Annotated in this window: 16 protein-coding genes and 1 tRNA gene; 11 read left to right on the top strand and 6 right to left on the bottom strand. The window is 63.9% G+C overall.

What is annotated here, in order from left to right; genetic code table 11:
• The first annotated feature begins 91 nt into the window (after window positions 1-91).
• Both purD and JCQ34_RS16145 read left to right on the top strand, forming a co-directional pair.
• Window positions 92-1,408 (top strand): phosphoribosylamine--glycine ligase, encoded by a 1,317-nt coding sequence (gene purD / locus JCQ34_RS16150; protein ID WP_286404602.1) that lies wholly within the window; start codon window positions 92-94, stop codon window positions 1,406-1,408.
• A 1-nt stretch (window position 1,409) separates the two neighbouring features.
• Entirely contained in the window at window positions 1,410-2,348 is a 939-nt protein-coding gene (locus tag JCQ34_RS16145) for a phosphoribosylaminoimidazolesuccinocarboxamide synthase (protein WP_286399145.1), read from the top strand.
• A 71-nt stretch (window positions 2,349-2,419) separates the two neighbouring features.
• Here the strand turns inward: JCQ34_RS16145 and JCQ34_RS16140 are convergent, their stop codons facing one another.
• Complete coding sequence (locus JCQ34_RS16140; protein ID WP_286399143.1) at window positions 2,420-3,685, bottom strand: helix-turn-helix domain-containing protein; 1,266 nt, start codon at window positions 3,683-3,685, stop codon at window positions 2,420-2,422.
• A gap of 128 nt (window positions 3,686-3,813) precedes the next feature.
• Here JCQ34_RS16140 and JCQ34_RS16135 point away from each other — a divergent pair, with 128 nt between their 5' ends.
• A complete protein-coding gene (locus JCQ34_RS16135) occupies window positions 3,814-4,032 on the top strand; it encodes a hypothetical protein (RefSeq protein WP_286399139.1) in 219 nt (72 codons plus the stop codon).
• Between the two features lie 169 nt (window positions 4,033-4,201).
• Here JCQ34_RS16135 and JCQ34_RS16130 read toward each other — a convergent pair.
• From JCQ34_RS16130 to JCQ34_RS16110, 5 genes are all read right to left on the bottom strand, one after another.
• Window positions 4,202-4,278, bottom strand: a tRNA-Pro gene (locus JCQ34_RS16130).
• A gap of 117 nt (window positions 4,279-4,395) precedes the next feature.
• Window positions 4,396-6,222 (bottom strand): ABC transporter ATP-binding protein, encoded by a 1,827-nt coding sequence (locus JCQ34_RS16125; protein ID WP_286399136.1) that lies wholly within the window; start codon window positions 6,220-6,222, stop codon window positions 4,396-4,398.
• Window positions 6,219-8,027 (bottom strand): ABC transporter ATP-binding protein, encoded by a 1,809-nt coding sequence (locus JCQ34_RS16120; RefSeq protein ID WP_286399133.1) that lies wholly within the window; start codon window positions 8,025-8,027, stop codon window positions 6,219-6,221. The genes JCQ34_RS16125 and JCQ34_RS16120 overlap by 4 nt, the downstream gene beginning before the upstream one ends.
• Window positions 8,028-8,220: 193 nt before the next feature.
• On the bottom strand, window positions 8,221-9,165 hold the full coding sequence (locus JCQ34_RS16115) for a metallophosphoesterase (RefSeq protein WP_286399130.1): 945 nt from the start codon (window positions 9,163-9,165) through the stop codon (window positions 8,221-8,223).
• Between the two features lie 6 nt (window positions 9,166-9,171).
• Entirely contained in the window at window positions 9,172-11,505 is a 2,334-nt protein-coding gene (locus JCQ34_RS16110; protein ID WP_286399127.1) for a transglycosylase domain-containing protein, read from the bottom strand.
• A gap of 37 nt (window positions 11,506-11,542) precedes the next feature.
• On the opposite strand from JCQ34_RS16110, the gene JCQ34_RS16105 reads away from it, so the two are divergent.
• The 8 genes from JCQ34_RS16105 to JCQ34_RS16070 all read left to right on the top strand — a co-directional run bounded on the left by JCQ34_RS16105 (window position 11,543) and on the right by JCQ34_RS16070 (window position 19,231).
• Window positions 11,543-11,698 carry a DUF4177 domain-containing protein gene (locus JCQ34_RS16105; RefSeq protein WP_009359196.1) on the top strand — a complete coding sequence of 52 codons (156 nt, stop codon included), beginning with the start codon at window positions 11,543-11,545 and terminating at the stop codon, window positions 11,696-11,698.
• Window position 11,699: 1 nt separating this feature from the next.
• Window positions 11,700-12,233, top strand: a complete 534-nt coding sequence (locus JCQ34_RS16100; RefSeq protein WP_286399121.1) for a RidA family protein — start codon at window positions 11,700-11,702, stop codon at window positions 12,231-12,233.
• A 15-nt stretch (window positions 12,234-12,248) separates the two neighbouring features.
• Window positions 12,249-13,160 (top strand): NUDIX hydrolase, encoded by a 912-nt coding sequence (locus tag JCQ34_RS16095; RefSeq protein WP_286399119.1) that lies wholly within the window; start codon window positions 12,249-12,251, stop codon window positions 13,158-13,160.
• A gap of 58 nt (window positions 13,161-13,218) precedes the next feature.
• Window positions 13,219-14,220: a LacI family DNA-binding transcriptional regulator gene (locus tag JCQ34_RS16090; RefSeq protein WP_286399116.1), complete on the top strand. Its 1,002-nt coding sequence runs from the start codon at window positions 13,219-13,221 to the stop codon at window positions 14,218-14,220.
• Between the two features lie 214 nt (window positions 14,221-14,434).
• The gene (locus JCQ34_RS16085; RefSeq protein WP_286399113.1) at window positions 14,435-15,769 is read left to right on the top strand and encodes an extracellular solute-binding protein; all 1,335 of its coding nucleotides are present in this window, start codon (window positions 14,435-14,437) and stop codon (window positions 15,767-15,769) included.
• Between the two features lie 27 nt (window positions 15,770-15,796).
• Window positions 15,797-16,738 carry a carbohydrate ABC transporter permease gene (locus tag JCQ34_RS16080; RefSeq protein WP_286399110.1) on the top strand — a complete coding sequence of 314 codons (942 nt, stop codon included), beginning with the start codon at window positions 15,797-15,799 and terminating at the stop codon, window positions 16,736-16,738.
• A 2-nt stretch (window positions 16,739-16,740) separates the two neighbouring features.
• Entirely contained in the window at window positions 16,741-17,637 is an 897-nt protein-coding gene (locus tag JCQ34_RS16075) for a carbohydrate ABC transporter permease (protein ID WP_286399107.1), read from the top strand.
• A 55-nt stretch (window positions 17,638-17,692) separates the two neighbouring features.
• A complete protein-coding gene (locus tag JCQ34_RS16070; RefSeq protein WP_286399105.1) occupies window positions 17,693-19,231 on the top strand; it encodes an alpha-N-arabinofuranosidase in 1,539 nt (512 codons plus the stop codon).
• Window positions 19,232-19,285: the final 54 nt, after the last annotated feature.

The raw sequence follows: 19,285 nt of genomic DNA, 5'->3' as shown, positions 1-19,285 counted from the left end.
GTTCGGAGCGGGCGGGGGTACGGATTGACGGCCGGGCAGGCCAGGTCACAGCTTAGGAGCGGGAAGGGTGCACAAAGTACCCTTGGAGACTGTGAAGGTACTCGTCATTGGCCCCGGAGGCCGCGAACACGCCATTGTCCGCTCCCTGCTTGCCGATCCCAACGTGTCCGAGGTCCACGCGGCGCCGGGCAATGCCGGCATCAGCAAGCTGGTCCCTACCTACAACATCGACGGCAATGATCCCCAGGCAGTTGCGGAGCTGGCCACCCGGTTGGCCGTGGACCTCGTGGTGGTGGGCCCGGAAGCTCCGCTGGCCGCAGGTGTCTCCGACGCCGTGCGCGAAGCCGGCATCCCTGTCTTCGGGCCCAGCAAGGCCGCCGCCCAACTGGAGGCCTCGAAGGCTTTCGCCAAGGAAGTCATGGCCGAGGCCGGCGTTCCCACGGCCATGGCCCTGGTGGCCACGAACGCAGAGGAAGCCGCGTCCGCCCTGGACACCTTCGGCGCCCCCTACGTGGTGAAGGACGACGGCCTGGCCGCCGGCAAGGGCGTGGTGGTCACCAGGAACCGCGACGAAGCCCTGGCCCACGCCCAGTCCTGCTTTGATGCCGCTGGCTCCGTGGTGATCGAGGAGTTCCTGGACGGGCCCGAAGTTTCCCTGTTCGTGCTTTGCGACGGCCAGAGCACCGTGGCGCTCTCACCCGCGCAGGATTTCAAGCGAATCTTCGACAATGACGAGGGCCCCAACACCGGGGGCATGGGCGCCTACACCCCGCTGGAGTGGGCTCCCGAAGGCCTGGTGCAGGAAGTCCTGGACCGGGTGGCCCAGCCCACCGTCAACGAGATGGCCCGCCGCGGCACCCCGTTTGTTGGCGTGCTGTTCGTTGGTTTGGCCCTCACCTCACGCGGAACCCGCGTCATCGAATTCAACGTCCGCTTCGGCGACCCCGAGACGCAGGCGGTCCTTGCCCGGCTCAAGACTCCGCTCGGTGCGCTGCTCATGGCGGCTGCCAAGGGCGAACTGGACAAGGCAGAGGAGCTGCGCTGGTCCAAGGAAACTGCTGTCGCCGTCGTCATCGCCTCGGAAAATTACCCGGACAAGCCCCGCACCGGCGACCGGATCCGCGGACTCAAGAAGGTGGAAGCGCTGGAAGGCGTCCACGTCATCCACGCCGGAACCGCCCTGGACGAGGATGGCAAAGTGGTTTCCGCCGGCGGCCGCGTCCTGGCCGTCGTCGCCCTGGGCAGTGACCTGGTGGAGGCGCGCGAAAAAGCGTACGACGGCGTGGAACTGGTCCAGCTGGAAGGCTCGCAGTTCCGCAGCGACATCGCCCGCAAGGCCGCCCGTGGGGAAATCAAGGTTCCATACGGCGCCACCGGCTCAATGCCCATCGTGAAAGCAAAGGCCTGACATGACTGACACTTCGGAGAACCGCGGTTACGCTACCCAGACCCTGGACTTGCCGGGCTGGAAGCACATCTACTCCGGCAAGGTGCGCGACCTCTACGAGCCCGCCGACCAGTCCATCCTGCAGCGTGTGGGCCAGGACTGCGTGCTGGTGGTGGCCAGCGACCGCATCAGCGCTTACGACCACGTGCTGTCCAGCGAAATCCCGGACAAGGGACGCATCCTCACCCAGCTGAGCCTCTGGTGGTTCGACCAGTTGGGCGTTGAGCACCACGTACTTGGTTCGACCGTGGAGGACGGCGTGCCCGCCGAGGTTGAGGGCCGGGCCATGATCTGCAAGAAGCTGGACATGTTCCCGGTGGAATGCATCGCCCGCGGTTACCTCACGGGTTCCGGGCTGCTGGAGTACAAGGCCTCCGGCACCGTGTGCAACATCCCGCTGCCCGAGGGGCTGGTGGACGGATCGCGGCTGGAGCGCGCCATCTTCACTCCGTCGGCGAAGGCATTGATCGGCGAGCACGACGAGAACATCACCTACGACGCCGTGGTGGCGCTCGTGGGAGATGACATCGCTGCCCGCCTGAGCGAACTGACGCTGAAGATCTACACGACGGCGGAAAAGATCGCCCGGGAGCGCGGCATCATCCTTGCCGACACCAAGGTGGAATTCGGGTACGACGCCGTCTCCGGGTCCATCACGCTGGGCGACGAGGTACTCACGCCGGATTCCTCGCGGTTCTGGGACGCCTCCACCTACAAGCCCGGCCAGGCCCAGCCCTCCTACGACAAGCAGTACGTGCGGGACTGGTTGACCTCCGCCGAGTCCGGCTGGGACAAGTCCTCCGACACCCCGCCGCCGGCGCTTCCCGCAGACGTTGTGGAGCGCACCCGCAGCCGGTACGTCGAAGCGTACGAGAAGATCACGGGAAAGACCTTTTCCTAGCTTTTAGACCAAAGCCAGGTAAGCCCCGCAGTGCGTGGGTTTACCTGGCTTTTGGTTTGCGGGCTTGTCGGCTAGCTGGCTTTGGCGGCTGCCGCGGCGCGTTTTTGCGCGAGCTTGATTTCCAGGATCGCATCCAGTGCCTGCTGGACCCGGTCCTGGGCGCCGGCCGCGGCAAAGGCCTTTTGGGCTTCCTCGAGGTGTACCAGTGCTTCGTCGATATCACCCGCGGCCTTGAGTGACTTGCCGAGCAGCAGGGAGACTTCACCGGCTGTGTGCTTTGCGAGGTGTTCCCGCTCGGCGTGGATTTCGCGCAGCTTCTCCACTGCGGCAACGATGTCGCCGGTGAGGTACAACCACCGGGCGCGAATAAAGGCAACTTCCAGCTGGTCGGACTTGTTGCCGCCCACGATGGACAACGCCAGTTCGGCGCGCTCGATCGCTGACAGGGTTTCCGGCTCAACGATCCCCGAGGAAAGCCTCACCGCCGCGGATGCCTTGTTGAACCGGGCCCAGAGGCCGATGTCATTGGCCGGAGACAGTAGACGGGCCGCGCGCTCGTGGTGCTTGACACCTTCTGCATAGTCATGCCGCATGAAGGCAACGTTTCCCACGACCCAGGCCACCTCGCCGGCGAGTTGGGTCATAGACAGCTCATCCACGTGATCGATCATGGCCAGACAGTACTTCCAGGCCTCATCGAGCCGCCCGCTTTCCGCAAGAGCGCCGATCAGGGCGTGATGGGCGTTGACGATAAGAGTGGATCCCTTGGGTAGTTGCCTACAGAGGTCCACTGCCTGAATTCCCTGATCCACTGCGAGGCTCAGTTGGCCTTGCCCCTGATAGATGCCTGCAAGCATCTGGTGCGCCCGTACCGCCAGTCCCGCGGACTCCCTTGCCATAGGGTGCTCCAGCAGGTGCTCCATGATCTTCTGGGCTTCGCGCCAGTTGCCCTGTTTGATGAGGCATTCGGCCTGCATATAGGTCATGTTCCACCACGCGCTGGTGTTACGTCCTTCAAGGGCGATCTTGGCGGCGGTGGCAGCATGACTCGCCGCCAGGGGATAGTCGCGAAGGTCCCAGGCTTGGCGTGCATAGAGGCCGGCAAGCACGTATTCAGCGTCGCTGACAGAAATAGGTTGGCTCCAGGCTTCAAGCGCCTTGGGTGCCAACTCCAGCCTGCGGGCCAGTTCTTCAATGACTTCAGCGGTCGGTTCACGCCGGCCCGTCTCGAGCAGTGAGATGTAACTGGGTGAATACAGGTCCTTGCCCAGTTCGGCCTGCGTCAGTCCACGCTCAAGGCGCTCCGCGCGGAGTTTCTCTCCGAACCCGTTGCCCACGCGTTTCCTCCTTCTGGACACTTGGCCCGCCGAATGCTTGACAGGCCCTGTGGAAAATATTTTACAATGTGTGTCAACAAGGACAGTGCTGGCTTTGTAACGAATCCGACTCGTATTGAGGAACTTATATGTTGAAGAAGATCGCAACTGCGGCCGCCTTGGCTGGGGCCCTGGCTTTTTCTGCGGCGGCTCCGGCCGTCCTGGCTTCAGGTTCCGTCGCCGACAACTCGGGTGTGTCGGTAGCTGTTGGTAACTGGCCTGATCCCGCCTCCGCAAAGGTGAAGAAGGACAAGAAAGCCGATACTACCTTCACCACGTACGTGGGCAACTGGCCTGACCCCGCATAAATAGCTTCCTCACATCAGGAGGCGAGGGCAGCCCCGGAGCAACAGCTCCGGGGCTGTTCCTTTTAAGGCCAAGACGATGGTCGAGACCCGCAGCCACTTATCGAGGCGGTTCCGCAACCACTTCGAGACGCAAAAAGAGGGCCTCCGCAAGGAGACCCTCTTTTCGTTATGGTCGGGATGACAGGATTTGAACCTGCGACCTCTTCGTCCCGAACGAAGCGCGCTACCAAGCTGCGCTACATCCCGATCCGCTGCAAAAGCAACTTTACAAGGATAGCCGATTCCTCGCCCCGATGCGAAATCCGGTGCCGACCCCAAGCAGGACCAGCAGAAAGCTGGGCATCAGGAGAGCAGGCCGCACAGCTAGACCAGCGAATCCTTCCACGCCCCGTGCAGGTCGGCGAAGCGTCCGCCGCCACCAATCAGTTCATCAGGCGTGCCGTCCTCCACGATCCGGCCGTCATGCACCACCAGGACGCGGTCGGCCGTCTCCACTGTGGACAGGCGGTGGGCGATGATCAGCGCCGTCCTCCGCGCAGCCTCCGTCCCGGCCAGCAGCCGGGCCAGCCCAGCTTGGACCAGGCGTTCGGACGGGATGTCCAGCGAGGAGGTGGCCTCGTCCAGGATCAGCACCGCCGGCCGTGCCAGGAAAGCCCGGGCAAAGCTGATCAGCTGCCGCTGGCCGGAGGAAACCCGGCCGCCGCGCTTGTTGACGTCGGTGTCGTAGCCTTCGGGCAGTTCAAGGATAAAGTCGTGTGCCCCAACCGCCTTGGCAGCTTCCTCGATTTCCGCCCGCGAGGCCTCGGGCCGGCCCAAAGCGATGTTGTCCGCCACCGAGCCGCTGAACAGGAAAGCTTCTTGCGTGACCATGACGATGTTCCGGCGGAGGTCGGAAGTGGCCAGGTCGCGGAGGTCCACGCCGTCCAGGGTGAGCGTGCCCGAGGTGACGTCGTAGAACCGGGCAATGAGTTTAGCCAGGGTCGACTTGCCGGCGCCCGTCTGGCCCACCAGAGCCACGGTCTGCCCGGCCGGGATGTGCAGGTCCAGGCGCGGGACCACTACCGGGCCTTCCCCATAGCGGAACTCGACATCGTTGAAGTCGATCCGCCCGGTGGCGCTGGCCAGGGCGACCGGGTTCTTGGGCGGCCGGACCGTGGGCACCTCTTCCAGCAGCCCGGAGACCTTCTCCAGGGCTGCCTGCGCGCTCTGGAACGAGTTGTAGAACATGGCCATCTGGTCCACCGGCTGGAAGAACCGCTTGGTGGAGAGGATCAGGGCCAGGAGCACGCCCACGGCCAAGTCGCCGCCCAGCACCCGGAAGCCGCCAAAGAGCAGGACAACTGCCACGCAGACGTTGCCGATCAGCACCAGCCCCGGCTGGAAGATGCCGTTGAGGTTGATGGATCGGACGGTGACCAGCCGGTAGTCCTCGGCGAGCTGGCCGTAGCGCTCGGAGTTTTCCTTTTCCTTGCGGAAGGCCTTGACGGCGCGGATGCCGGTCATGGTCTCAACGAAATGCACGATCAGCCGGGCAGAGACTACGCGGGACTCGCGGAAAGCGATCTGGGAGTGCTTCTGGTACCAGCGGGACAGGAAAAACATCGGAACGCCGGCAGCCAGCACCAGCAAGCCGCTCCGCCAGTCCAGGGCGAAGATGGTGATCGCGGTAAAAGCCATGAACAGCATGCCCGAGGCCAGGGAGCTGACGCCGGAATCGAGCAGTTCGCGCAGCGCCTCCAGGTCCGAAGTCTGCCGGGCGATGATCCTGCCGGACGTGTACTTTTCGTGGAACTCCAGGCTGAGCCGCTGGGTATGCCGGAAGACGCGCACCCGGAGGTCAAGCAGCATCGCCTGGCTGAGCCGCGCCGTGGAGGTGACGTACAGGGCGGTGAGGCCCGCCGTCGCAATGGCTGCCAGCAGGTAAGCGACGCCGGTAAACACCAGCGGGAGGTTGTCGCCGCCCCGGAGCGCGGGAAGCGCGTGGTCGATGCCGAAGGCAATCAGCGCCGGGCCGGCAACGCGGGCGGCCTGCGAGAGGACCACCATGGCGATGGTCAGCCAGAACCGTACCCGCACCGGACGGATCAGCGACCCCAGCAAGGCGAGCGACCGCCGTCGTACAGCCCTGCTGTCACTCTTACTGAGGTGGGCGTTGTCTTCATTCGCGGTGCCGAACGTTGCGGTGCTCATCGGGTCACTTCCTCGGCCTGGTCCTCAAGCGCCGACAATTCGGAGTCCAGGTCCCGCGGTTCGCGGTCCAGGCTGGCGATGACGTAGCGGTAGTGGTGGTTGTGCGCCAGCAGTTCGGTGTGGGTCCCGACGGCGGTGATCCGGCCGTCCTCCAGCAGCGCCACCCGGTCCGCAAGGGCCACGGTGGAGGGGCGGTGGGCCACGATTAGCGTGGTGGTGTCCTTCAGCACTTCGCGGAGGCGGGCTTCCACGAGCTCCTCGGTGTGCACGTCCAGGGCGGACAGGGGATCATCCAGGACCAGCACACGCGGGTGGGCGGCAATGGCGCGCGCCAAGGCGATCCGCTGCCGCTGGCCGCCGGACAGGCTCAGGCCTTCCTCGCCGATCAGGGTTTCCACCCCTTCCGGCAGCGAGTAGGCAAAGTGGGCCTGGGCCACGTCCAGTGCTTCGTCCAGGACCTCCTCCGTCCGGACCGGGGCGCCCAGCAGGACGTTGTCCCGCACGGAATTGGAAAACAGCGTGGTGTCCTCGAACGCCACCCCGACAACCCTGCGCAGTTCCTCAACGTCGAAGTCCCGGATGTCCACGCCGTCGATGGTGATCGCGCCGCTGGTGACGTCGTAGAGACGCGGCACCAACTGGATCAGCGCGCTCTTGCCGCTGCCGGTGATTCCCACCAACGCCATGGTCTCACCGGGGCGGATGTCCAGGTTGATGTCCTTGAGGATGGGCTTGTCCGGCGCGTCCTCGAACGCGAAAGTTGCGTTAGTGAAGTGCAGCGCGCCGGCCAGTTCCGCGGGGCGGCGGGGCTCGGCGGGGCTGGTGATGGTGTTCCGCGTGTCCATCACCTCGTAATGGCGGTCGACGGCGGTCTTGGCCGTAAGTGCCATGGCCAACAGCATTCCGGAGAATTCCACGGGGGAAGCAATGACTGCCGCGGTGGCGAAGAACGCTACCAGCGCGCCGATGCTCAGTTGGCCGCTGGCGCACAGCATGACTCCCACCACCAGCCCGGCGCCCAGTGCCAATTCGGGAAGCAGGGTGACCACCATGGTGAACGTTGCCTGGTGGCGCGCCTTCTCGATCTCGGTTTGGCGCAGTTCCTCGGCCTGCTCGTTGAAGTTTTCCAGGGCTTCCCGGCTGCGTCCGAAGGCCTTGAGCACGCGGATGCCGTGGACGGATTCCTCCACGGTGGTGGCGAGGTCGCCGGCCTGGTCCTGGCTGCGGCGGGCAACCTTGCTGAACCTGGTGCGGAACCGGAAGCTGTTGATGGTGATGGGAACGGCGGCGGCAAGGAAGATCAGGGCCAGCTGCCAGCTCATGGCGAACATCGCAACGATGCCGATGATCACGGTGAGGCTGGTGACCACCAGCATGATGGCGCCGAAGGCCATCCAGCGGCGCAGGAAGTTCAGGTCAGTCATGGCCCGGGACAGCAGTTGGCCGGAGCCCCAGCGGTCGTGGAACGAAACGGTGAGTTCCTGGAGGTGGTCGTAGAGGGACACCCGCATGCGCGTCTCTACGGTGGTGGCAGGGTTGATGACGAACTGCCGCCGCAGCGCCACCAGTCCGGCTTCTGCGATACCCAAAACAAGGATGATGCCCGCTGACGTCCAGACTGCCTCCGGGGCACCTCCGGGCTGCAGTGCGGTGTTGACCAGGACCCGCAGCACCTGGGGGATGGTCAACGCAACGATGCTGGCCATCAGTGCGCAAAGCAACCCCAGCACGAGCCTGGGGATGATGGGCCGGACGTGGGGATAAAGACGGCTGATGGATCGGAAAAAGGGAGTCTGCTTGGCCATGCCCGCTTCTCAAGCTATAAAACGAATGTAGTTTCCTCTACCAGCAACCCTATGCCATGGCGTGAGCCGCTTCACAGGGATTGGGATGGCAGCCAGCTGCTTCCCCAGTTATTGCGGTACGTAATGCCGGATGCTCTATCAGATGTGGTCCCAATAGCTCCGTTTTGGGGACCACATCTGATGGAGCAACGGGTCAGTTGGGGGAGGTGAGGGTCAGCAGGACGGCCTCGGGCTTGCAGGCGATCCTTACCGGGGCAAAGCGCGAGGTGCCGATGCCGCCGGAGACGTTGACCGGCGTCGTACTTCCGTTGCTTGACCAGTCGTTAAGGCCCTTAGCGCGCCAGGTGGGAAGGTCGCAGTTGGAGATGATGGCGCCGTAGCCGGGGATGCACAGCTGGCCACCGTGGGTGTGTCCCGCCAGCAGGAGGTCCGCGCCGCTTTCGGTGAAGTGGTCCAGCACCCGCTGGTAAGGCGCGTGGATCACAGCCACCTTCACGTGGTCCTTGGCATTCTGGCTGACCGTTCCGCGCGGCCAGCCCGCGTACCGTTCCCGCTTCAGGTGCGGATCGTCCACCCCGGAGAAGTCAAAGCGCATGCCGTTGAGCACCAGTGACTGGTTGCGGTTGGTCAGGTCCACCCAGCCGCTCATGCCAAAGCCGGAACGCAGGCGCGGCCAGTCCAGGGCAACCGGCTTCGGCTTAACCTTGGACGGTCCCAGTAAATAGGACGCCGGGTTTTTAGGGCTGGGCGCGAAGTAGTCGTTGGAGCCCGGGACAAAGACGCCGGGGAACTGCAGGAGCGGCTTCAGGGCCTCCAGAAGCGGGTCCACTGCCTTGACGTGGCTGAGGTTGTCCCCGGTGTTGACCACCAGGTCCGGCCGGAGGTCCGCCAGGGAGCCGAGCCACTCGGCTTTCTTCCGCTGCCCGGGCACGAAATGGATGTCGCTGAGGTGCAGAATGCGGAACGGTTCGCGGCCGGGCGGGAGGATGGCCAGGGTCTCCTCACGGAGGACGAACTGGTTCTTCTCCCACAGGCCGTAACCGAAGGCGGCAACGCCGGCGGCCGCACCGGCGCCCGCAGTGACGGCAAAGCCGCGCCCGATTGAACGGGCGCGGCTTGCCAGGCTGTCGATGCTCATATGCGCTTAGCCGTTTCCTTTGCCATTGCCGTTGCCGTTTCCATTGCTCGTCGGGGCCGGGGCGGGTGCCTGTGTGGCAGGAGCCTGCGTTGCCTGCGGGGCCGGAACGGGGGCCTGGGTGGTCTGGGGAGTCGTCCTGCCAGGCGACGGCGAGGTAGTGGTCGTGCCGTTGATCATGTTGCTCGGCGGGGCAGGGAACGGGTTGGTCCCATAGGCCGGAGCAATCTTGGCCATGTAGCTGGAGAACATGGGTCCGGCGATCATGTAGCCGTCAATGCCTTGGTAGAACTTACCGTTCACCGTGATGTTCTGCCCGGCGCGGTCCTGGGCGCCCAAGGGATCGCCGAACCAGGCGGCGGTAGCAAGGCCGGTGGTGTGGCCAACAACCCAGGTGGACCCGTTGTTGTTGGAGGTACCGGTCTTGGCGCCGATGGGGAAGGCCGTGGTGGTGGAAATCCGGGGCCGAATCAGCGAACCTGAACCCTTGTTGAGAACCTGCTCCAGTGCGTAGTTGACTCCGCGGGCAACCTCCGGCTTGATGGCATCGCGGCAACTGCTGGATTGTGCCGGCAACTGCTTGCCCGTGGCGTCGACAACCGAGGTGATGGCGATGGGCTCACAGTACTTGCCGTCGTTCGCGAACGTGGCGAAAGCGCTGGCCATGGTCAGCGGTGAGGTCTGCGTGGAACCCAGCAGGTTGCCAAGGGTCATCATGTTTACCTTGGGATTCGGATCACTGCCATCGGCCGAAGGCAAACCACTGTGGAGTCCAACGGCATCAACGATCTTCTGGATTCCACAGAAGTCCAACTGCGCCGCTGAGGCGAACGTGACCGTGTTGATGGAGTTGTAGAGGCCCTCCAGGACCGTCAGCGGCTTGTACCACTGCGGCTCTGCGTTCTGCAGGTCGTCCGTGGCATCCAAGCCGGCGTTCTTCTGGGCGGTGCTGTAGGCGCCCTGTACTTTGCCGCAGGTGTTTTTCCACGGGTAGCCGATGGGGTAAACGCGCTGGGCGGCATTGACCGTAGTGTTCATGGTCTTGCCTTCATTGAGCCACTCCGCGAAGGTGAACGGCTTCATGGTGGAACCAGGCTGCGCGCCGCCCATGCCGTTAAGGTCGTTGCCGTCCTTATCCAGCTTGTCCACGTTAAAGTTCAACTGGGAATCGAAGCCCTGGCCGGGCAGGAACGTGGTGTTCTGGGCCATCGAGATGATCTTGCCGGTGCCGGGCTGCACCGACACCATGGAGGCGCCCCATTTATCCGGGTTGGCGCCTGCAGCCGCGCTGACCTGCTCCTGTGCCGTGGCCTGGGCATTGGGGTCCAGGGTGGTGGTGATGGTCAGGCCGCCGCCGTAGATCAGGCGCTGGCGGTCCTTGATATCCGCGCCGTAGGCCGGGTTGTTCTCCAGCAGGTGCAGGATGTAGTCGCAGAAGTAGGGGGCAGAGGCCGCATACGCGCAGCCCTGCTTGGGCTGGGTTACCTTGGGCTCCACCGGAGTGGCCACGGCTGCGTCGTGTTCAGCCTGGGTGATCTTGCCCTGGTTCAACATCAGCCCCAGCACCAGGTCGCGGCGCTGCTTGGACCGTTCCGGGTTGGTGACGGGGTCGAACATGGAGGGGCTGTTCACCAGGCCGGCCAGGAGTGCTGCCTGCGGCAGGGTCAGGTCCTTGGCGGTGGTGCTGAAGAAGTAGCGGGAGGCGGCCTCGATGCCGTACGCATCGCGGTTGAAGAAGACGATGTTCAGGTAGCCCTCAAGGATCTGGTCCTTGGTGAACTCCTTCTCCAGGGCGATGGAGAGCTTCATTTCCCGCAGCTTGTCGCCCACGCCCTTGTTGACACCGTTGAGCTTGATCTGGTCTTCTTCGCCGGCGGCCGCGAGGTTGGCGTTCAGCACGTTGTTGACGTACTGCTGCGTGATGGTGGACGCGCCCTGCTTGTTGCCGCGGGCGGTGCTGACAAGTGCGCGCAGGATGCCGGTGGTATCCACGCCGCCGTGCTCGTAGAACCGGCTGTCCTCCACCGCAATGATGGCGTTCTTCATGTTCGGAGAGATCTGGTCCAGCGGTACCTTGGTCCGGTTCTCCGTGTAGACGCTGGCAATCTCGCTGCCGTCCGCAGCCAGGATCCGCGTGGTCTGGCTGGGCGGATCGACCTTCAGCTCCGCGGGAAGGGAGTCGAAGAAGTCGATGGAACCGCTTGCAGCGCTGCCCGAGACGGCAGCGGCAGGGACCAGCAGGCCCGCCACGAGGACACCGCAAATTGCGCTCACGCCAAGGAAGAGAAGAATCTTACCCAGTGTGGTGGCAGTGTCGAATAAGGGGTTGTTGCGAGTCGCCATGTTTTCCACTTTACCGGCAAGGACTACGCTTTCTCTCATGACCAAATGGGAGTACGCGACGATTCCGCTCATTATCCACGCCACAAAACAGATCCTGGACCAGTGGGGAGAGGACGGCTGGGAGCTCGTCCAGGTAGTCCCGGGACCTGACGGCAACGGCCTTGTCGCCTATCTCAAGAGGGAGAAGCAGTAGCATGAGCACCCCCGCAGAAGCCCAGTCCAGCGCGGCCACGGCGCCCGCATCCGCCGTCGAGCAGCGCCTCGCGGAACTTGGCATTACCCTCCCCGAGGTAGCCGCTCCCGTGGCTTCCTATGTTCCCGCCGTGGTATCCGGCAACCACGTCTACACCTCGGGCCAGCTGCCGTTCATCAACGGCAAACTCGAAGCTACGGGCAAGGTGTCCGCAGGCACCGAAGGGTTCGCCGACGAGCCCACTGTCTCTCCCGAGGACGCCCAGAAGTACGCCGCCATCTGCGCCGTCAACGCCCTTGCCGCCGTCAAGAGCGTCATCGGGGACCTGGATCGGATCACCCGCATCGTCAAGGTTGTGGGATTCGTCTCCTCGGACCCCTCGTTCACCGGCCAGCCCGCCGTCGTCAACGGGGCGTCGGAACTGCTGGGCCGCGTCCTTGGTGATGCCGGGCAGCACGCGCGTTCCGCCGTCGGCGTTGCCGTTCTTCCGCTCGACTCTCCCGTAGAGGTCGAGCTGATCGCCGAATTCAGCTAAGACCGGACACTTCCCTTGCCTCACCTCGCACGACGCCTTTTTGCACTGCCCCAGGATCTTGAAGGGGCAGCGCAAAGCTGGCTCGAACACGGCGAGCGCACGCCCCGGGCCGCGCGCTTCGCCTCATCCGTTGTCCTCCTTCGGGATTCACCCACCGGCCTGGAGACGTGGCTGGGTTACCGGCCCGGCTCCTCCCCGCTGGGGGTCCTCGCCTTCCCCGGCGGGTCCCTGGACCCGGCCGACGACGAACCCATGGGTTGGCTGGGCCCGTCGCCGCAGCATTGGGCTGAGCAGATGGGAACGGACGACGTCGGGCTGGCGCGCCGCCACGTGGTGGGCGCCATCCGCGAACTGTTCGAAGAAACAGGTGTGCTGTTGGCCGGTCCGGATATGTCGAACACCGTCGAGGCCACCTCGACGTCGGAGTGGATGCGGGCCCGGATGGCCGTGGCAGACCAGGAGAAGACGCTTGCCCAGGTGTTGGTCAAGCGGGGCCTCTCCCTGCGCACCGACCTGCTCAAATCCCTGGTCAACTGGCGCAGCCCGGACTTTGCGCACCGCAGGTTCGACACCCGCTACTTTGCCGCCACCCTGCCGCTTGGCCAGGAGCCGTCGCTGCTTGAAGGCAAGGGCGTATGGGGCCGCTGGGTGAACGCCGCGCAGGTGGTCCAGGAGCGGGATTCCAGTGTGCTGGGCGACGAGGTGGGGCAGGAAAACACCGCGGGCCGCAGCCTGGGCGAACTGCTGGTCCCTGGCTCCGAGATCATGCTCGAAAAAATGGCGTCGGCGAACGGGTGCATCGCCTACCTGAGCTACAAGCGCAAACCCCACGTCTACCAGCCCAGCCTCGTGGATGAGGACGGCAAGCTCATGCTGGAAGTGGAGGCAGCAAAGACCGTGGCGGGCGACCCCCAGCGCGAACGCTGACGCCCGGGGCGCCGGGTAAAATCTTCACCAAAGCCACTCCGGGAGCAAGGGGGCGCCTTTGCGCGCAACGGTCAAGGACGTAGCGCGTCTCGCAGGGGTTTCGCCAAAGACCGTCTCGAATGTCATGAACGGCATAGTCCCCGTCAGTGGTCCCACCCGCTTCAAGGTGGAGCAGGCCATGGCGGAACTGGATTACGTTCCCAATCTTTCTGCCCGCGGACTGCGCAATGGCAGGTCGGGCGTCATCGCGTTGGCGCTGCCGGACCTGGCCACCGCCTATTCTGCCGAAATTACGCACAGCGTCGTGGAGGTAGCCCACGAGCAGGGGTGGAGCGTGCAGCTCGAGGAGACCGGTTCTGACCCCGCCCGCGAATATGAGCTGATGTCGCGGGCCCGGTCGAACCTGATCGACGGGCTCATCCTCAACCCGGTAGTGCTGGACGAGAGCGCCGTCAAAGTGGGCGTTTCGCTCCCTCCGGTGGTCCTGCTCGGGGAAGTGTCGCAGAAGCTGGCCGACCGCGTCTGGGTGGACAGCGTGGCCGCGGCCCGTGACATGACACTGGCGCTTGGCAGGACGGGAAGACGGCGTATAGCGGTTCTGGGAGCCGCCGGGCGCCGGGGCTCTGCAGCAGCCGTCCTGCGCACCCGTGGCTACCAGGCCGGGCTTGAGGAACTGGGTATCGCCTGGGATGACTCGTTGATTATCCCGTGCGAAAAGTGGAGTCCCGATGCGGCCGCCAAGGCACTGTCCGCTTACCTGGATTCAAACCCCGTTCCGGAGGCACTTTTCTGTTTCACGGATTCCATGGCCCTTGGCGCCCTTAGTGTGCTGTGGAAGCGTGGCATCAAGGTTCCCGACGACGTTGCCGTAGCCGGGTTCGATGACATTGCCCACGCGAAGTATGCCGTGCCGGCACTGACGACCGTTTCCTTCGACAAACGCCAGGTGGCCAGCGAGGCCCTGCGCCTCCTTACCGAACGCATGGGCGACCGTGAGGGGCCCCAGAGGGTGGTCGCCGTGGACTACGAGATCGTGGAACGGGAGAGCACCGGCCCCTAGGCCTGGTCCCGCCATCGGATCCCTGCGCAGTGCCTAATCGAGACCGCCGCGTCACTTTGCGAACGCTAACAAATTTCCATTGCGGCGGTCATTACAACGATGTAACGTGTTGCCTGCGTCACACCTGGGCTTGCGGGGCTGCAATGGGGGATCCGGCCGGCAAGGGTTTGAGGCACGAAATGACTTTCAGCGGACCCATCCAAAGGAGTGACGGGTGAAGCAGTTTGATTTTTTCGCAGGCAGGCAGTTGTCCAGGCGGCAGCTACTGTCAGGAACCGCAGCACTGGGCAGTGTCCTCGCTGCAGGCGCCTTGGCAGGATGCGGTGGAAACGCCTCCGCCGCAGCTCCCAGGGACATCCAGTTCTGGCATCTGCTGTCCGGCGGCGACGGCATAAAGATGCAAGCCCTGATCAGCAAGGCCAACGAGGGCAACCCCGGGTTCAAGGTGCACCCGACCGTCCTCGCATGGGGCCCGCCCTACTACACCAAGCTCGCCATGGCATCGGCCGGCGGCCGGCCACCACAACTGGCCATCATGCACGCCAGCAGGGTCTCAGGTTATGCGCCCGGTGGACTGATCGATCCATGGGACCTGGACCTGCTGTCGGCGAACGGTGTCACGGCCGACAACTTTGCGCCCAGGATCTGGGACAAAAGCCAGCAGAACGGCAAGGTGTTCTCCATCGCCCTGGATTCGCATCCGTTCATCATGTTCTACAACACGGACGTGGCAGGCAAAGCCGGTGTCCTGGCCGGCAATGGACAGCTGCAGGAAGTGAAGTCCCCGCAGGAGTTCATGGCCATGGCCAAGGAGATGCAGAAGGTTACCCAAGCCCACGGGTTGTCCTTTGGCTACCTGGGCAGTGGGTCCCAGATGTGGCGGCTTTTCTACACGCTCTACAAACAGCACGGCGCGGACATGGAACTGACGCCCGGCCAGCCGATGAAGGTTGACCGGGACGCGGCCATAGAGTCATTGGAATTCATGGCATCGCTTTTCGATGACACCATCGCGGCCAAGAGCGGCGATATCAGTACCGGCATCGCGGAGTTCGCCCGCGGCGGCTCAGGCATGCTGTTCAGCGGTGTCTGGGAGCTGCCGACGATGAAGAAGGCAGGCCTTCCGGTGGACGCCGCAACCATCCCCACCCTCTATGGCACAGCGGCTGCATACGCCGACTCGCATTCCTTCGTCCTGCCACGGCAGCTGAACCTGGACGAAGAGAAGCGGCGCGACGTTTATAAGTTCGTCAGCGACATCCTCAAGGGATCACTCTCGTGGGCAGAAGCGGGACACATTCCTGCTTATCAGCCCGTGGTCCAGTCACAGGCCTACAAGGACCTCAAGCCGCAGGCGCATTACGCCAATGCAGCGGACGTCATTGCTTACGATCCCCAGTCCTGGTTTAGCGGCTCGGGCTCCGACTGGCAGACCTACTTCGCGGAAAACGTACAGAACGTCCTCCTTGGACGCGATAAGGCAGCTGATGGATGGGCCGCCTTCGAGAAGCGCACCAACACCCTTCTTTCCCGGCCCAACCCGGTCTAACCCCACTGAGCGACAAAGGAGTCCTTCATGAGTTCTTCATTAACAGCCCGGCGGAGCCCGGGGAGCCGGGTTTCTTCACCAGCAGTCCGGGGGAGCCGCAGCAGCGTCACCAGGAACAACCTGAGCGGTTGGGGGTTCGCAACGCCGTTCTTGGTATTCTTCCTCGTTTTCCTGGTGTGGCCAGTTGTCTACGGCATCTACATGAGCCTCACCGGCAAGTCCCTTACCGGGGCCAATGACAGCGTGATCGGCTTCGCGAACTACGCCGAAGCCTTCGCTGATGCCGACATGTGGCGCTCACTCGGAAATACCCTCTACTTCACGGTCATCAGCACCGTCCCGCTCGTGCTGGTCGCCTTGGTTATGGCGGCACTGCTGAACGTCGGATTGCCGGCGCAGTGGCTGTGGCGCCTGTCGTACTTCGCCCCGTACCTGCTGGCTTCCACCGTGGTCTCACTGTTCTTCACGTGGATGTACAACCCCCAGCTTGGCCTGATCAACCATGCCCTCTCCAAGATCGCCATCCCGAAGGTCGCCTGGCTCAACGACCCCAACGTGGCCATGTGGGCGATCGTCATTGCCACGCTGTGGTGGACGGTGGGTTTCAACTTCCTGTTGTACCTCGCCGCGATGCAGAACATACCCGCCCAGCATTACGAGGCGGCGTCATTGGACGGCGCCGGGGCCTGGCGCCAGCTCTTCTCCATCACCCTGCCGCAACTGGGCCCCACCACCGTGATGATCGTGCTCCTTCAGGTCCTTGCCTCGCTCAAGATCTTCGATCAGGTGTACCAGATGACAGCCGGCGGGCCCGGCGGTGCCACCAGGCCCGTGGTGCAGTACATCTTCGAAACCGGGTTCACCGGCTACCGGCTGGGCTATTCCGCAGCCATCTCCTACATCTTCTTCGGACTGATCGTGTTCGTCTCGGTCATGCAGTTCGTCATCACCCGCCGCAGGAGCGCATAACCATGGCAACCCAGACCCTCAACCGTGCCACGTTGGGCACCAGCACCAGCCCAGCAGTCCGCCAACCCCGAAAGAAGATGTCGGCCGGCAAGATCGCTGCCGTCGTTGTCGCCGCGGTTATCGCAGTCCTGTGGCTGGTCCCCTTCGCCTGGGCTACCGTTACGGCGTTCAAGAGCGAGACGGATGCTGCCTCGCCGAAGATCAGCTGGATCCCGCCGTCGGGCTTTACCGCCGACGCGTTCGTGAAGGTGTTCCAGGACGGCAACATCCCGCTCTGGACCTGGAACTCGCTGTACACCTCGGCGGCCATCACGGCCGTCACGCTGGTGATCTCGTCGCTGGTGGCGTACGCCTTGTCCCGGATCGACTTCAAGGGAAAGAAGGTGCTGATGACCGTGATCATCGCCTCCATCATCGTCCCTCCGCCGGTCCTGATCATTCCGCTCTTTTACCAGATGCTCGCCCTGCACATGATCGATACGTCGTGGGCCATCATCCTGCCGCAGGTCATCCACCCCGCCATGGTGTTCGTGCTCAAGAAGTTCTTTGACCAGATTCCCCGCGAACTCGAAGAAGCCGCAGTGATGGACGGCGCCAGCCGCATGCGGATCTTCCTCCAGGTGGTCCTGCCGCTGTCCCGGCCCATCCTGGCCGCCGTCGCCATCTTCGTGTTCATCGGTGCCTGGAACAACTTCCTGTGGCCGTTCATCGCCACCAACGACGCGTCCCTCCTCACCCTTCCGGTGGGACTGCAGACCATCAAGAGCGCCTACGGCATCCAGTACGCGCAGAACATGGCGTCCGCGTTGCTCGCCGCCCTGCCCCTGATCGTGGTGTTCCTGTTCTTCCAGCGCCAGATCATCAAGGGCGTTGCGACGACGGGCCTCGCCGGCACCTGATGCCCACCCTCACTTTCCACCCCGTACCTGCTGCACAACCAAGGAGATAGTTCTTATGTCCCGCGCCAGAATCACCCTCGACCGCGACTTCACCATCGGCGAAGTGCCCCGCCGGCTGTTCGGCTCCTTCGTGGAGCACATGGGCCGCTGCGTCTACACCGGCATCTTTGAACCGGGCCACCCGGAGGCCGACGAGAACGGCTTCCGGCAGGACGTGCTCAAGCTCGTCAAGGATTTGGGCGCCACCGTGATCCGCTATCCGGGCGGCAACTTCGTTTCCGGCTATGACTGGGAAGACGGGATCGGCCCCCGCGAAGACCGCCCGCGCCGGCTTGATGGCGCATGGCACACGGTGGAAACCAACGCCTTTGGCCTCCACGAGTTTGTGGACTGGTCGCGCCAGGCCGGAACCGAAATCATGGAAGCCATCAACCTCGGCACCAGGGGAGTGGATGCCGCCCGGGCCATCGTGGAATATGCGAACCACCCCGGTGGCACCCGTCTCTCTGACCTGCGGGCCAAGAACGGCCACAAGGACCCGTTCAACATCAAGCTCTGGTGCCTGGGCAACGAGATGGACGGGCCATGGCAAATCGGCCACAAGACCGCAGAGGAATACGGCCGCTTGGCGCAGGAGGCGGCCAAGGCCATGCGTTACGTGGACCCTGACATCGAACTGGTGGCCTGCGGAAGTTCCAATTCGCGGATGCCCACATTCGGCGACTGGGAGCAGACTGTCCTCACGCAGACCTACAACGAGGTGGACTACGTGTCACTGCACGCCTACTACCACGAGTATGAAGGCGACGCGGGCAGCTTCCTGGCAAGCGCAGTGGATACCGATTACTTCATTGAATCAGTCATCGCAACTGCCGATGCGGTCCGGGCGAAGGGAAAGCACAAGAAGCACATCAACCTGTCCTTCGACGAGTGGAACGTCTGGTACCAGCGCGGCCGGGACACGGAGGACCAGTTGCGAAACGTGGCCAAGGCGGGATGGCGCGAGCACCCGCGACTCATCGAGGACAAATACAACGTGACGGACGCCGTGGTGGTGGGCACCCTGCTGAACTCGCTGCTCCGCCACGGCGACCGCGTCAAGATCGCCAACCAGGCCCAGCTGGTCAACGTCATCGGCCCCATCTTCAGCGAGGAGAACGGGCCGGCCTGGCGCCAGACCATCTTCCACCCCTTCTCCCGGATGGCAGAACTCGCGAAGGGCCAGATCCTGAGGTTGTCCGTCGACTCGGACAAGTACGAAAACGAGCGCTTTGGTGGCACCGACCTCGTAGATGTCAGTGCCACCTGGAACGAGGAGACGGGCCGCGTCGCGCTCTTCTTCGCCAACCGGGGCCTTGAAGAAGCTGCGGACGTGGAGGTCAACCTGCACGGCTTCGACGCACGGCGGGTGCTCCGCGCCGAAGTCCTGGAAATCCCGGACGGCGGCGACCGCTTCACCATCAACAGCCAGGAGAACCCCGACCGGGTTGGCCTCAAGCCGCTGGAGGGAGCTAAGGCAAACGGCTCCGAGCTGCGGCTGAGCCTGCCCGCCCTGTCGTGGGCCGTCGTCGAATTGGATGTGGCAAAGAGCTGATCCGCTCTGAAGCAACAAACCCCAGGCAACAAGAAAGCCGCCCCTCGGGGCGGC

The sequence above is a fragment of the Pseudarthrobacter defluvii genome (assembly GCF_030323865.1).
Classification (GTDB): Bacteria; Actinomycetota; Actinomycetes; order Actinomycetales; family Micrococcaceae; genus Arthrobacter; species Arthrobacter sedimenti.
This window is presented reverse-complemented; position numbering and strand designations above follow the sequence as displayed.

Coding starts and splice junctions, on each gene's coding strand:
- JCQ34_RS16145 (WP_286399145.1), top strand. CDS start 1,410: ATGACTGACACTTCGGAGAACCGCGGTTACGCTACCCAGACCCTGGAC.
- JCQ34_RS16135 (WP_286399139.1), top strand. CDS start 3,814: ATGTTGAAGAAGATCGCAACTGCGGCCGCCTTGGCTGGGGCCCTGGCT.
- JCQ34_RS16125 (WP_286399136.1), bottom strand. CDS start 6,222: ATGAGCACCGCAACGTTCGGCACCGCGAATGAAGACAACGCCCACCTC.
- JCQ34_RS16120 (WP_286399133.1), bottom strand. CDS start 8,027: ATGGCCAAGCAGACTCCCTTTTTCCGATCCATCAGCCGTCTTTATCCC.
- JCQ34_RS16115 (WP_286399130.1), bottom strand. CDS start 9,165: ATGAGCATCGACAGCCTGGCAAGCCGCGCCCGTTCAATCGGGCGCGGC.
- JCQ34_RS16110 (WP_286399127.1), bottom strand. CDS start 11,505: ATGGCGACTCGCAACAACCCCTTATTCGACACTGCCACCACACTGGGT.
- JCQ34_RS16105 (WP_009359196.1), top strand. CDS start 11,543: ATGACCAAATGGGAGTACGCGACGATTCCGCTCATTATCCACGCCACA.
- JCQ34_RS16100 (WP_286399121.1), top strand. CDS start 11,700: ATGAGCACCCCCGCAGAAGCCCAGTCCAGCGCGGCCACGGCGCCCGCA.
- JCQ34_RS16080 (WP_286399110.1), top strand. CDS start 15,797: ATGAGTTCTTCATTAACAGCCCGGCGGAGCCCGGGGAGCCGGGTTTCT.
- JCQ34_RS16075 (WP_286399107.1), top strand. CDS start 16,741: ATGGCAACCCAGACCCTCAACCGTGCCACGTTGGGCACCAGCACCAGC.
- JCQ34_RS16070 (WP_286399105.1), top strand. CDS start 17,693: ATGTCCCGCGCCAGAATCACCCTCGACCGCGACTTCACCATCGGCGAA.